The following is a 13,707-nucleotide window of genomic DNA, read 5'->3' as shown; positions in this document are numbered from 1 at the left end:
CTGCTTTGTATCCCTCATACCCGGATGAGTACGATCGCCATAGTCTCAAAAGTCGATAGTGGGGGATCCCATGGGTGAAATATCCGCGTACGCGTCACAAGGGTCCAAGTCGCCAGCGCGACGGCCCGAAGCCGGGAGCAAGGGAGCCGATGTCTCTGAAGGCAGCTGGAGCGGTACGGTCATCTCCTTCGAAGATCTCAAAGCACGCCCTTCGCCCGGGGGTGGGGCGGTCGTCATCAACGCTGCCAGCAGCGATGGAAAAGTACGGCGCAGCAAGAAAAGTGGCCGGCACTTCCTCCGGCGCACCGGCTGGCAGGCCCAACTTCAACGCATCCTCGTCGTCACCTCTGAACGTGAAGTAGCCCCATCGCCAGACGGTCGTTTCCGACCACAAGGGCCATGGGCTATTTCCAGCATTGACGAATATGCGATAGAAGGCACTGCCAAGGAGCGCACTGGTGATGTGATCGACGATTCCGAGAATATGCAGTTCGATTCACGAAGCACCGGGGCCGCCTCTACCAGCGCCGACGTGCCCTCATCCGAAGCAGTCTATGCCGAAGCACATGGTCAACTGCAGTACCTGCCCCACGCAGTCCGTAAGGGACTGACGGACCTGGTTCCAAGCCCTACCTTTTTCCAATGCCAAGCCGTCCGCCATTCCTCCCCGGAGGGGGACGTCAGCCGGCACAGCGTTTCAGCCCTGCGAATGTCCGAAGATACAGCAGTCGCCATCCAGGCTTCGCGCCAGCATGGTTCTCGTCACTGGCAAGTGCAGCAGCTGCAGTACCGGTTGGCCCCACGCAAAAATGAGGCAAGCCTCCCGTCTTCCACCGGACGGGGAATCGCATGAGTTTTCAAAATCACTATGAGGTGCTTGGCGTTGCGGACCAAGCACCACTCCACGTCATCAAGGCGACCCACCGCGCCTGGATGAAGGAAGTGCATCCCGACTCGGGTGCCAACGGTGACGTTGCCATGGCTGCCTCGGTCAACGAGGCGTTCCGGGTACTCAGCAACCCACAGGAACGGGCAGATTTCGACCGCGCGCTCGCGCGCATGCGTTCCCAAAACGACGCGGAGAATAGTAAAGCGGACTCTCCAACTGAACCGGAGCGCGAGCCAGATGTCGGCTGGGGTCAAGAGCAAGACGTCTCCCCCACCACTCGCCAGAAGACACCGGACGCGAAGTCCGCTGTCCCCGATTTTGCAAACGAGGATCCATCCCGACTCGCTGGCTACAACGTATTCGACCGCGAATCCATCGATCTCAATTCCATGGAATGGTTCCGAAAGGAGTACTCGGGACCCAAAAAGCCCGCTCCGGGAATCACCTGGCCGAAGATCTTCAAGCGGAGCCAACGGTTCTTTGCCTGGTTGGCTTTCTCCATGCTGAGTTTGCTCTACATCATCCCTGCGCTCATCAGCGCCTTCGAGACTTCACGCTCAGATAATTGGGTTACCGACGTTCTGATCTTCGTGGCGGTGCTTCCCGCCATCACATTATTCTTCGGTTATGCACGCGCCCGTCATCATCTCGGCCTGGTGCGCTACATCATCGGTTTGCTCCTCGGCGCTGCGGCAACGTGGTATATCGCTTATAGCGAGCCCGGGCCCGGTTGGCTGATGCCAGCAGCTTGGCTCGTGCTCTTCATCCTCACGGTTGAGCTGTTCCATGCCAGTTCCTCGAGAAGAAATCTGAAAGCCAGTCAGATGCTCCCCACCAAAGATTTCAAGGTGTTCGATACCTGGGGCAATCCTGACGGCGGGACAGCTGCCGCACACGGCCACAACAACCAGCGAAACATTAGCGCCGTAGCGCTCAGCAAAATCATGACCGGCCAACTAATGGGAACGCTGATCAAAATTCCCGGGACTAAGATCATTCACGGCTTGGGTTCCCCCGGTGGCGCCACGTCTGACGTTATCCAAGCCGTACTCTGCGGCAACCGGCTGGCCCTCGTCGATTCCAAAAATTGGCCACGTGGCGACTACTACTGGTTGGGGCACTCCCTGCTCCATGCCCGTCCCCACGAGCAACCCCAAATGGTGGCCACCAGTTTTCCGACGACGGTTGCCACCTACCAGCACCATTTCCCCAAACTGGAGGTCCGGGGTTGGTACATCCTCCACAGCCGAGACGGAGGAGTCATCCGGACCAACAATCGACAGGCGGGGGATAAGCCGGCTCTTCACACGCCGGAGCCCTTTTTGAGAGATATCGGCAACTGGCTGTCCGAAGGAGCCGTTGTGAAAACGGATCGACGGCAACTATCGCGTTTGCTCTTCACTTTCATGGCCCCACCAGGTAACTAAGTGCCCAGCCGTCACGGCCGTGCGGGGCCCCCAGCGCCCCGGACGACCATCGGGGCTACTCCTTGGAGTATTGGGCGACGAGTTCGCGTTTGAGGATCTTGCCGCTGGGTCCGACCGGGAACTCGGTGACGATCTGCACGATCCGCGGGTACTTATAGGCAGCCACCCCATCCTTGGCATAGGCACGAATGTCATCTGCGGTGAGCTTGCTACCCGGGACCAACGAGACCGCTGCCGCGACCTCCTGGCCGTGGGTTGCATCCTCCACGCCGAAGACGGCAACGCTGTCGATGTCAGGATGTTCCATCAGGAACTCCTCCACCTCGCGTGGATACACGTTGTAGCCGTTGCGCAGGATCATTTCCTTCTTGCGGTCCATGATCCGCAGGATGCCGTCGTCGTCCTTGGTGCCCAAGTCTCCGGTACGGAACCAGCCGTCGACGACCGCTTCGGCGGTGGCCTCGGGGCGGTTGAGGTAGCCGGAAAAGAGGTTGTGTCCGCGGACCACGAACTCGCCCAGCTCTCCGCGGGGCAGGAATTCGATCGATTCGGCCACCTCGGGACGGGCGACCTCGATATCCACACCCCAGATGGCCTTGCCGACACTGCCGGGAACCGGCACGTCGCCCACGTGGTTGAAGGCGGCCACCGGTGAGGTCTCGGTCAGCCCCCAGCCCTCATGGACCGGGGCACCGAACCCCTTTTCGAAGTCGTGGAGCGCGGCCACCGGTAGTGCCGAGCCGCCGGACACTGCGTAACGCAGTTTGGTCGGCTTCTCCGGTCGATCCCGGTGGGCCTGCAGCAGTCCCATATACATGGTGGGCACCCCGCAGAAAATATCGACGTCCTGATCGAGCAACAGATCCAGGGCGGCGGCGGGGGTGAATTTGGGCAGCAACATGATTTCCGCTCCGGCACGGAGTCCCGCGTTGAGCACCACTGTCTGCCCGAAGGTGTGGAACAGGGGTAGTCCACCGAAGACCCGGTCGCCCTCGCGGTAGTCGAAGGTGCTGGTCAGCAGCACGTTGACCTGCTCCAGGAGGGCGAAGTGGCAGCCCAGCGCCCCCTTGGATTTGCCGGTGGTGCCCGAGGTGTAGAGGATCGTCGCAGTATCGTCGGGGCGCATCGGCAGGTAGGTGTCGATGGGGGTTGCCTGGCCAGCCAGGTCCTCGAGGCGGTCAGGACCCTCACCTTCCGGGGCCAAGACAGTTACTAGATCGACGTCGGCTGCCGTGGCAGCCTTCGCGCCTTCCCCCAACAGCGGGGCTGCACAGACCAAGAGAGACGCCTCAGCGTCGTTGAGGATGTATTCGATTTCGTGGCGTTTCAACAGCGCGTGTACGGGGACAACCGTCGCGCCAAGGGCCAGCACCGCATAGTAGGTGCGGGCGAAGTCGATGACATTGGGGATGAGCACGGCCACCCGGGATCCGGGGCCGACTCCTCGATCACGCAGGGCACCGGCGTAGGTGCGGGTCTGCTCCCACAGCTGCGTGTAGGTCACGGTTTCTCCGGCCAGCGTCATGGCCGGGCGGTCGCCGAAGCGTTGTGCGGATTCCGCGATGATGGCGGCAACTGACAGGGTGGCGAACATTGCCGCTCCTCGGCTCGTGGGGTATGTCACATCAGTGTGTAATGAAACCGAGGCCCACGTCAAGAAACTCCGTTTCACGGGCAGCTGAAGGAAGCGTCGTCGGGGCCGGAGTAGCCCCGGTCATTCAGGGCAGGCGCAGGATCTCCAACCCGGCCAGGTAGGACTCGGCATCGAAATCCTCCAGCAGCGCCGACTGGACGATGTACCCCTGGCAGGCGCCCAGCATGACGGCGCCGTATCGGCGGGAAAGTCCCGCCGGATCCCCCTCCACCATGGAGCCGGGTCGGGTCAACCAGGCGAGCGCATAGCGTTCGAAGATCGCCTGCAGTCCGGCGGCGGCACCCGCGGCGGTCCGCCGGAACGAGGCATCCGTGGTCGCTTCGGCCCAGACCTGGACCAGCAGGCCCAGGTCCTCGAACCGACCCGTCAACCCGATAATGAAGCGCCGCAGAACCTGATGCGGCGAGGGGAGCGCCCCGTCCTCGTCCGCCTCGGACACCAGGCCCTCATGAAGCTCGACCACTTCGTGGATGGCCGCCTCGATTAATTCGTCCTTGCTCTTGAAGTGCCCGTAGATCGCCCCGGCGGAGAGCCCCGATTCGGCAATAATGTCGGCCATCGAAGCGCCCTGGAAGCCCTTTCGAACGAAGCAGCGCAGCGCTGCTTGGCTGATTTCCAGGCGGCGGGCCGCCCGGTAGTCCTCGGTGACCTTCGGCATGATCCACTCCAAAAAGAATGATCGTTCTTGACGGGAAAGCTAACAACCCCCACTATAGAGAACGTTCATTCTTTTTACTAGCGAGGGGCACCCATGTCCAACACCACCACCTCGACCCCACACACCAGATGGCAGCGCGTCATCGTGCTCGCAGTCGCCGCTGCCGCGGTCGTCGGCATCCTCTTGCTCGCCTTCACCTGGCCGGGGATGAACTCATCACCCCAGAACATCCCGGTGGCCGTATCGGGGCCCGACGCCCAGGTCCGTCAAGTCACCCATGCTCTCGGGCAGGAAGCCGATGGGGTCTTCGAGATCACGACGGTCGACAGCCGTGCCGACGCGGTCGATCTGGTCAAGAACCGCGAGGCTTTCGGTGCCGTCATCCTCGGGTCCCACCCCGAAGTGCTCGACGGCGGCGCCAACGGAACCGCCGTCACCCAGCTCATGAAGGGGCTCGGCCAGCAGCTGCAGGGGCAGCTGGCCAAAGCCGCCGGTGCGAACGGCCGGGAAGCACCTCAGGTGACCTTCACCGACGTCGTTCCCCTGCTTTCGGCGGACTCCAACGGTTCGGGCTTGGCGCTTGCCTCCTTCCCCCTGACGCTGGGCGGGATGCTCGGCGGGATCCTGGTCTCGTTGCTGATCACAGGAAATCGGCGCCGCCTCACGGCTTTGGTGGTCTACGCCCTCCTCGGCGGCGCGATCATCACCGTGTTCATGCAGGGGATGTACGGGGTGTTGCAGGGCAACGCCCTGCTCAACCTGGTGGCGGCCGGATTGGCCTTGCTGGGAACCAGCTCACTGATCGTGGGGCTGAACTCACTCCTCGGAACGTTGGGCATACCCGTGGGCGCCGTATTGACGATGCTGGTGGCCAACCCGATCTCGGGTGCCACGGCCCCCTCGCAGTTCCTGCCCGAACCGTTCGGGGCCATCGGCCAATGGTTCGTCCCGGGATCCTCGACGACCCTGCTGAAGGATCTGTCCTATTTCCCGGCGGTGAACACCTCCTTCGAGTGGCTGGTCCTGGTCGGCTGGGCCTTGCTGGGCCTGGTCTTCACACTGGCAGGTCACTATCGAAACCAGGAAGTCGTCCACGTCCAGGGCTCCACTGACGCCGTGGCGACCAGGCAGGAATCCGGCAGGCACGCCCACCCGGTGGCCACGATCGACGGGCCCCACGAGGATGCCGGGCAGGCTGCCGGGTCGCGAACGATGGCCAAGCACCTCGCCTGAGGTCACCTACCCCTTCGCCGAGGCGCCGATGGCCCAGACTCGGGGCAGGGAGGCCCCGTTCACCGCCAGGTCGCCGATCAGGCGGGCCTTGAAGACGTACGGGTTGTGGTTCGAGGCCGTCCGCGCATTGCGCCAGTGCCGGTCCAGGTTCTTCGTCGTGGACGTCGCCGAGGCGGCCAGGGCGTCGAAGGCGTGTGAAATCGCGTTGACCGACAGCGGTGTCAGCGCGACCTGCCCCTGTGCCGAGGCAAGTTCGGCGGCGTCGTTGACCTGCTCCTCCTGTTCGCCGGTAATGTCCCCGGCCCGCAGCTGGAGAGCCGCGTCGTGGGCCCCCTGCAGGGCAGCCGCCACCTTGTCGACGATCGCCTCCCCCGCGAACCCGGCGGCGGCCAGCTCGCCCACGACCTGCAGGATCTGCGGATCCTCGCGCCATACCGGTGCCGCTGCGTGGCTGAAGGTCCGGGTCCGGGTGCGGACCTCGTCGGAGAACTCGCGCTGGGCCGCCCGGATGCTGCCGGCCTGCACCACCAGCAGCACCGCCTGGTAGAAGGCCGTCTGGTATTTGAACCGGGTGCCGAAGTCGATGAGATTCTCCTCCGTCACCACGGCGTCGGTGAACGTGGAGGATCCCGAGCCGGTGGTCTGCTGTCCGAAGCCATCCCAGTCATCGCCGTGCCGCACCCCGGACTGGTGGGCGTCGACCGCGGCGATGACGCGGGTGGACGTGTCGGTACGTTCGGCGTAGACATCGATCCAGTCGGCGAAGATACTGCCGGTGGAGTAGAACTTGGCCCCGTTCACCCGGAACTTCCCCGGCCCCAGATCCGGAGCAGGGACGACCTTGGTCTGCACCTGTCCGACCTCCACGGCACCAATTTCGGTCCACGAGTTGCCGACGAGTTCCCCCCGCACGAACCGATCCAGCCAGACGTCCCGCCCCGGACCGGGCCCGGCAAGGATGCGGTCCTCGACGAAGGCGAAGTGGGCGCGCAGGGCCTGGGCGATGTTCGAGTCGGCGCCGGCCAGCTCGGTCAGCAGCGCGAAGAGTTGTGGCAGGGAGGCGCCAAGGCCGCCGTGTTCGACGGGCACGCGCAGGGCACCGAACCCGGCGTCGGCCAGCTCACGGATCTGGGCGGCAGGCAGCTCGTGGTCCTTCTCCCGTTGCGAGGCGCCCGCGGCGATGCGCCCGAAGATGGGGCGGAAGCGGGCGGCCAGTTCCGGGGAGGACACGGTGGTGGGTTCGGCGGTCTGCTGGATCATGGTTGCTCCTGACGTTGGTTCGTGGCTCTTGGGCCGAAACTAGTCCCGATGGTTACCTGCCGGGGCACCGTGACAGCGGATGACGCCCGGTGACCGAAGATGACGCGGAGCCAATCCAGAAACTGTGTGAGCCGCCGTCGTACCATGACTTTTCGGTGTCATACCGGGACGCAATCGGTCGCGGGACGTCCCTCCCGGTCATCTGCTGTTGCGCGGCCGCCCCGGTTCCTAGCGTGGGGTGCACCGATGTTGAACCGGGCGCATGACGCCCTCGATGAAGGGACCACCCATGACCACCACGCTCACCGAGGCACTGGCCGCCTCACCCTGGTCCGGCCGGCCGGCGCCGGCCACGCCCGCCGCCTGGATCACTCGCGCCGAGGAGGTCGGGGCGATCCTGACCCTGGACGCCGTCGAACGCGATCGCGCCGGTGCCACGCCGTGGGCGGAGGTCCGTCTGCTCAAGGAATCGGGGCTGACCGTCCTGTTGGGTCCCGTCGAGCATGGCGGTGGGGGCCAGGAGTGGACGACGGCGTTGCGCGCCATTCGTGCCGTCTCGGCAGGGGACGCCTCGATCGGCCAATTGCTCGGATACCACCTGCTGTGGGCTTGGGCCGTACGTCTGGTGGGGACGGACGCGCAGATCGCGGCGGTCGAGGAGCTCTACACCACCGGCAACCTGTTCTTCGGTGGTGCCGTCAACCCGCGCGATCATGACCTGGCGATCCAGGACTTGGGCGGGAGCCTCGTCTTTACTGGCCGCAAGTCCTTCTCCACCGGGGCGCGGGTCTCGGATCTGGTGGTCCTCGAAGGCGCGCTGCCCGGGGGCGACCACGTCTTCGCGATCGTCCCGACGGCGCAGGAAGGCATCGTCTTCGCCGGTGACTGGGACAACCTGGGCCAGCGCCTCTCCGAATCCGGCGGGGTGAGCATCACCGGGGTCGAGGTCGGCTGGGATCAAGCGGCCGGCTACGTCGACCAGCAGTTCCAGCCGCTGGTCTACAACACGCTGAACCTGCCACTGACCCAGCAGATCTTCACCGCGATCTACCTGGGCATCGCCGAGGGGGCCTTGGCCACCGCGGGCGCCTACACCCGCGAGAGGACCAGGGCCTGGCCCTACGGATCCGACCCGAAGGACTCCGCCACCGAGGCCCCCTACATCCTGCAGGCCTATGGCGAACTCCGGTCCCGGCTCTGGGCCGGCCAGGCGCTCGCCGGGGCGGTGGACGCCGAACTCTCGGGGCTGCTCCATGCCCCGCGCGGGGAGCTCACCGCCGGCGAGCGCGGCCAGGTCGCGGTACGGGTCGCGGCAGCGAAACAGGTCGCCAACGACGTCGCACTGGAGACCACCAACAGGATCTTCGAGCTGACCGGGGCGCGGGCGACCTCGAATAAGGTCGGTCTGGACATCTACTGGCGCAATATCCGCACCCACTCACTGCATGACCCGGTGGCCCATAAGAAGCGTGAAGTCGGTGAATACGAACTCCTGGGCCGTCTGCCCGAGCCCTCCTGGTACACCTGATCCCCGGGGCCGAGGGTGGAAACCGCCCAGACCCGGCCCGATTCAGCTTCCCTGCCGGGGAACGAACATGATGACCGCGACGCCCGCCAGGCAGATCATGGCGCCCAAGAGGTCCCACCGATCGGGCCGGAACCCGTCGAAGGCCATCCCCCAGAGAAGGGAGCCGGCGACGAACACTCCCCCATAGGCGGCGAGGATGCGGCCGAAATTGGCCTCGGGCTGCAAGGTTGCCACGAACCCGTAGGCTCCCAGGGCCATGATGCCGAGGCCCGCGAGCCACCAGGCCCGGTCCTCGCGCACGGTCTGCCAGATCAGCCAGGCGCCACCAATTTCGGCGACGGCCGCCAGGGCGAAGAGAATGACGGATTTCGTGATGGTCATGCCCCTAGTCTGGCCGACGCCGAGCCGCCCGGTCGTCGTTGGTCTCGGGTGTACCCTTCGTGGCGGTAGCGGGGCAGACTAGTCACACGATCAACCGCGAACCGGCGCTCCCCCGGACGCTGCAGGGAAGGGGCAGAGATGAAGATCCTGGTCACCGGTGCCGGTGGACAACTCGGGGCCCAGACGTTTGCCGCGGTGGAGGCCGCCGGCCAGGAGGCAGTGGGTACCTCCAGCTCAGGGCGCCCAGGCCTGCTCCCGGTCGACCTCTTCACCGGGGACGGCCTGGACGAGGCCCTGCGCGGCGTGGATACGGTCATCCATTGCGCCCATACGGGAGGGGCACGGGACTTGAGGTTGGCACGGAATCTGGTGGCCGCGGCCCAGCGTGCCGGCATCGGACATGTGGTGCTCATCTCGATCGTCGGCATCGAGGACATCCCGCTGGCCTACTACAACCAGCGGCTCGCCATCGAAATGATCGTGCAGGGCTCCGGCGTCCCGTTCACGTTGCAACGGGCCACCCAATTCCACTCGTTGATCGAGGGGCTCTTCACCGCCCAACGACATCTGCCGGTCGTGCTGACGCCGGCAGCGCGGTTCCAGACCATCTCCGTCTCCGAGGTGGCCGGTCGGCTGGCGCAACTGGCTGCCGGCGTCCCCCGTGGACGGGTGGCGGATATCGGCGGTCCCGAACAGCTGGACATCGGTCAGATGTACCGCCAATGGCGTACGGTCCGGGGAGGCAGACGCCCCTCGCTACGGGTGCGCTTGCCGTTCCTCCAGGTCTTCAAGGGGCTCGACGCCGGTGCGAACCTGGTCCCCGGAGAACCCTTCGGAGACCAGACCTTCGCACAATACCTACAGGAACGACCTGCTCTCCCCTCTTAGCCCGTGACCGGCACCCCCGCCCCATACTTCCCGGGGTGCCCACATCCTCGGGAAGCTCGGCTCAAAACGCCCAGTCGGAGTCGGTGGTGTCCTCCCCCTTGCCGATGACATAGGAGGAACCTGAACCGGAGAAGAAGTCGTGGTTCTCGTCGGCTGCCGGCGACAGGGCCGCCAGGATCTCCGGGTTGACCTCGGTCTCCTCGGCAGGGAACCGCGCGGGGTACCCCAGGTTCATGAGCGCCTTATTGGCATTGTACCGCACGAAGACCGCGACGTCCTCCATCAGTCCCAACGGTTCGTAGAGCGCCCCGGAATACTCCAGTTCCAACGCGTAGAGTTCCTCGAGCAGCTCATAGGTGAACGCCCGGATTTCTTCTTGTTCCTCCCGGCTGCGGGTCTCCAGGCCCCGCTGGAACTTATAGCCGGAGTAGTACCCGTGCACCGCCTTATCACGCAGGATCAGGCGGATCATGTCTGCTGTGTTGGTCAGCGTCGCGTGCACCGAAAAGTGCAGGGGAAGGTAGAAACCCGCATAAAGCAGCAACGAGGAGAGCAACGTGGAGGCGACCTTGCGCTTGAGCGGATCATCCCCGTAGTAGTGCTGCAGGACCTTCTTGCAGCGTTCCTGCAACTGGTCGTTCCCCACGGCCCATTCGTAGGCCTCGTCGATCTCCCGGGTGCTGGTCAGTGTGGAGAAGACCGAGGAATAGGAGCGGGCATGCACGGCCTGCATGAACGCGATATTGGTGTAGACGGCCTCCTCGTGTTCGGTGCGGGCGTCCTGGATCTGGCTGATCTCCCCGACGGTCGCCTGGACGGTGTCAAGCATGGTCAGCCCGGTGAAAACCCGCATGGTGAGGGTTCTTTCCTCCCGGGACATGCGCTGCCAGGCAGGGATGTCGTTGGAGAGCGGGACCTTCTCGGGCAGCCAGAAGTTTGCCGTCAAACGGTTCCAGACCTCCAGGTCCTTCTCGTCGGTGACCCGGTTCCAATTGATCGGCCGCAGCCGGGCTGCGGGGTCGATTCGGTAGGAGGGAGGGGTGACTGAGTCGCGCAGGAGGTGTTCGGCGACCGGGGCCTCTGGGGACAAGCTCATGGGTTTTGGTGCCTTCCTTCGTCGGTTGGTGGGGTCAGAGTTCGCAGGAAACGCAGTTTTCAACTTCGGTGCCCGTCAGGGCCATCTGCCGCAGCCGGATGTAGTAGAGCGTTTTGATGCCCTGGCGCCAGGCGTGGATCTGGGCCTTGTTGATGTCACGGGTGGTGGCGGTGTCACGGAAGAACAAGGTGCAGGACAGGCCCTGATCCACGTGCTGGGTGGCCGCCGCGTAGGTGTCGATGATCTTCTCGTAGCCGATCTCGTAGGAGTCCTTGAAGAACTCCAGATTGTCGTTGTCCATATGCGGGGCCGGGAAGTACACGCGTCCGAGCTTGCCCTCCTTGCGGATCTCGATCTTCGAGGCGATGGGGTGGATCGATGCGGTGGCATTGTTGATGTAGCTGATCGACCCGGTCGGGGGCACCGCCTGCAGGTAGGCGTTGTAGATCCCGTGCTTTTGCACGGATTCACTCAGCTCCTGCCAGTCCTGCCGGGTCGGGATGTCCACGCCGGCGTCCCGGAAGACGTCGCGGACCTTCGCCGTGGCCGGCTCCCAGACCCTTTCGGTGTATTTTTCGAAGTAGGAACCGTCGGCATAGGAACTGTTCTCGAAGTCCCCGAAGGCCCGTCCGCGTTGGATCGAGATCCGGTTCGAGGCGCGCAATGCGTGGTAGGTGACCGTGTAGAAGTACATGTTGGTGAAGTCCACGCCCTCCTCGCTGCCGTAATGGATGCGCTGGGAGGCCAGATAGCCGTGCAGGTTCATCTGCCCCAGGCCGATCGCATGGGAGAGCTCGTTGCCGTGGGCGATGGAAGGGACAGCGTCGATATCCGAGAGTTCCGAGACACTGGTCAGCCCGCGCACCGCGGTGTCGATCGTGGCCCCCAGATCACCGGAGGCCATGGCCGCGGCGATGTTCAGCGACCCGAGGTTGCAGGAGATGTCCCGGCCGACGTCTTGGTATCCGATCGCCCGGTCGTAGACCGACGGGGCATTGACCTGCAGGATCTCCGAGCACAGGTTCGACATGTTGATCCACCCCTTCAGCGGGTTGGCGGCATTGACCGTGTCTTCGAACATCACGTACGGATAGCCGGATTCGAACTGCAGTTCGGCAATGGTCCTGAAAAATGCCCGTGCGCTGATGGTCTTCTTCCCGATCCTCGGGTTCGCGACCAAGTCGTCATAGTGTTCGGTCACCGACAGGTCGGACAGTGCGGTGCCGTATTCCCGTTGGACGTCATAGGGCGAGAACAGGTGCATCTCCTCGCCCCGTTTAGCGAGTTCGAAGGTGACGTCGGGGATGACCACACCCAGCGAGAGGGTTTTAATGCGGATCTTCTCATCAGCGTTCTCCCGTTTGGTGTCCAGGAACGCCAGGATGTCTGGGTGGTGGGCGTGCAGGTAGGCGGCGCCGGCGCCCTGCCGGGCGCCGAGCTGGTTGGCGTAGGAGAAGGAGTCCTCCAGGATCTTCATGACCGGGACGACGCCGGAGGCCTGGTTCTCGATCTTCTTGATCGGCGCCCCCTGCTCACGCAGGTTCGTCAGCAAGAGTGCGACGCCACCGCCACGTTTGGAGAGCTGCAAGGCTGAGTTGACGCTGCGCCCGATGGATTCAAGGTTGTCCTCGATGCGCAGCAGGAAGCAGGAGACGAGTTCCCCGCGCTGGGCTTTGCCGGCATTCAGGAATGTCGGGGTGGCCGGCTGGAACCGTCCGCTGAGCATCTCCTGGACCAGACTGCTGGCCAACTCCTCGTCCCCGCGGCCCAGGAACAGGGCGGTGGAAACCACCCGGTCCTCGAAGGATTCCAGGTAGTTGTTGCCGTCGAAGGTCTTCAGGCTATAGCCGGCATGGAACTTGAAGGCTCCCAGGAAGGTCGCGAAACGGTAATCGTAGGCGTAGGCGCTGCGATAGAGGTCCTTCACGAACGACCAGGGGTAGGCGCGGATGGGCGCCTCCTCGTAGTAGTCGTTGGCAACGAGGTAGTCGATCTTGGTTTCGAGGTCGTCGAAGCGGATCAGCTGCGGCTCGACCTGGCCGCAGAGGTAGGCCTCGACCGCCTCATGGTCCTTATCCAGCTGGATCGAACCGTCTGCGGCGAAGAGGTTCAGTTGCGCGTTCAGCGCGTGGTAGTCCTTGCGGGCGCCGATGCCCTCGGTGGTGGGCTCCATGATGTCGGTGGTCATGCGTACTCCTCGAGTGGTGTGGTGGCGTGGTGGTTGTGCCAGAAGCTGGAGAGGCCCTCGCGGACCCTGTGTACGTCGCGTTCGGTACCCAGCAGTTCGAACCGATACAGCTCGGGCACCTGGCATTTATCGGAAATGACCGCGCCGGCCAGGCAATAGTCCTCACCGAAGTTCGTGTTCCCGGCGGTGATCACCCCGCGCAGCAGGCCGCGGTTGACGGGATCGTTGAGGAAACCGATCACTTGCTTCGGCACTGCGGTGGAACGGTGGCCTCCCCCGTAGGTGGGTACGACCAGGACGAACGGACGGGACACCCGCAGGTCTCCCTCGACCCGGGGGCGCAAGGGAATCCGCGCCGCGGGCAGGTCCAGCCGTTCAATGAAGCGTCGGGTGTTTCCTGAGACGCTGGAGAAATACACCACCTCCGGCAAGGTGTCCTTGTCGAGCGGGGTGGACGCCGTGCGCCCGGCCCCGTCCAAACGCCCCGATTCAGTCGTCTTCATGC

The 13,707-nt window shown here is 64.2% G+C and carries 12 protein-coding genes; 5 read left to right on the top strand and 7 right to left on the bottom strand.

Annotation, left to right across the window (positions count from 1 at the left end; all coding sequences use genetic code 11):
- Positions 1–70: 70 nt before the first annotated feature.
- Together FM101_RS15500 and FM101_RS01470 are read left to right on the top strand one after the other, a co-directional pair.
- On the top strand, positions 71–853 hold the full coding sequence (locus FM101_RS15500) for a hypothetical protein (RefSeq protein ID WP_143269160.1): 783 nt from the start codon (positions 71–73) through the stop codon (positions 851–853).
- Entirely contained in the window at positions 850–2,316 is a 1,467-nt protein-coding gene (locus FM101_RS01470) for a J domain-containing protein (RefSeq protein ID WP_086994417.1), read from the top strand. Before FM101_RS15500 ends, FM101_RS01470 begins: the two co-directional genes overlap by 4 nt.
- 55 nt (positions 2,317–2,371) lie before the next feature.
- On the opposite strand, the gene FM101_RS01465 is transcribed toward FM101_RS01470, so the two are convergent.
- Together FM101_RS01465 and FM101_RS01460 are read right to left on the bottom strand one after the other, a co-directional pair.
- The gene (locus FM101_RS01465) at positions 2,372–3,910 is read right to left on the bottom strand and encodes an AMP-binding protein (RefSeq protein ID WP_086994414.1); all 1,539 of its coding nucleotides are present in this window, start codon (positions 3,908–3,910) and stop codon (positions 2,372–2,374) included.
- 124 nt (positions 3,911–4,034) lie between these two features.
- A complete protein-coding gene (locus FM101_RS01460; RefSeq protein ID WP_086994411.1) occupies positions 4,035–4,628 on the bottom strand; it encodes a TetR/AcrR family transcriptional regulator in 594 nt (197 codons plus the stop codon).
- A 93-nt stretch (positions 4,629–4,721) separates the two neighbouring features.
- Here FM101_RS01460 and FM101_RS01455 point away from each other — a divergent pair, with 93 nt between their 5' ends.
- On the top strand, positions 4,722–5,861 hold the full coding sequence (locus FM101_RS01455) for a hypothetical protein (RefSeq protein ID WP_086994408.1): 1,140 nt from the start codon (positions 4,722–4,724) through the stop codon (positions 5,859–5,861).
- Positions 5,862–5,867: 6 nt separating this feature from the next.
- On the opposite strand, the gene FM101_RS01450 is transcribed toward FM101_RS01455, so the two are convergent.
- Positions 5,868–7,121 (bottom strand): acyl-CoA dehydrogenase family protein, encoded by a 1,254-nt coding sequence (locus tag FM101_RS01450; protein ID WP_086994405.1) that lies wholly within the window; start codon positions 7,119–7,121, stop codon positions 5,868–5,870.
- Positions 7,122–7,410: 289 nt separating this feature from the next.
- On the opposite strand from FM101_RS01450, the gene FM101_RS01445 reads away from it, so the two are divergent.
- Positions 7,411–8,649, top strand: a complete 1,239-nt coding sequence (locus FM101_RS01445) for an acyl-CoA dehydrogenase family protein (protein ID WP_086994403.1) — start codon at positions 7,411–7,413, stop codon at positions 8,647–8,649.
- A gap of 42 nt (positions 8,650–8,691) precedes the next feature.
- On the opposite strand, the gene FM101_RS01440 is transcribed toward FM101_RS01445, so the two are convergent.
- On the bottom strand, positions 8,692–9,030 hold the full coding sequence (locus tag FM101_RS01440) for a YnfA family protein (protein ID WP_086994400.1): 339 nt from the start codon (positions 9,028–9,030) through the stop codon (positions 8,692–8,694).
- 138 nt (positions 9,031–9,168) lie between these two features.
- Here FM101_RS01440 and FM101_RS01435 point away from each other — a divergent pair, with 138 nt between their 5' ends.
- Positions 9,169–9,918, top strand: coding sequence for an SDR family oxidoreductase (locus tag FM101_RS01435; RefSeq protein WP_086994397.1), 750 nt, complete (start codon positions 9,169–9,171; stop codon positions 9,916–9,918).
- Between the two features lie 61 nt (positions 9,919–9,979).
- On the opposite strand, the gene nrdF is transcribed toward FM101_RS01435, so the two are convergent.
- The 3 genes from nrdF to nrdI are packed head-to-tail and all read right to left on the bottom strand — an operon-like array spanning position 9,980 to position 13,633.
- Positions 9,980–11,014, bottom strand: a complete 1,035-nt coding sequence (gene nrdF / locus FM101_RS01430; protein ID WP_086994394.1) for a class 1b ribonucleoside-diphosphate reductase subunit beta — start codon at positions 11,012–11,014, stop codon at positions 9,980–9,982.
- Between the two features lie 34 nt (positions 11,015–11,048).
- Positions 11,049–13,202: a class 1b ribonucleoside-diphosphate reductase subunit alpha gene (gene nrdE / locus FM101_RS01425; protein WP_086994391.1), complete on the bottom strand. Its 2,154-nt coding sequence runs from the start codon at positions 13,200–13,202 to the stop codon at positions 11,049–11,051.
- Complete coding sequence (gene nrdI / locus FM101_RS01420; protein ID WP_241895511.1) at positions 13,199–13,633, bottom strand: class Ib ribonucleoside-diphosphate reductase assembly flavoprotein NrdI; 435 nt, start codon at positions 13,631–13,633, stop codon at positions 13,199–13,201. The genes nrdE and nrdI overlap by 4 nt, the downstream gene beginning before the upstream one ends.
- Positions 13,634–13,707 lie beyond the last annotated feature (74 nt).

It is taken from the genome of Arthrobacter rhombi, from assembly GCF_900163545.1.
GTDB classification, from domain to species: Bacteria; Actinomycetota; Actinomycetes; order Actinomycetales; family Micrococcaceae; genus Arthrobacter_H; species Arthrobacter_H rhombi_A.
The sequence above is the reverse complement of the archived record's forward strand: the minus strand, read 5'-3'. Positions and strand labels throughout refer to the sequence as shown.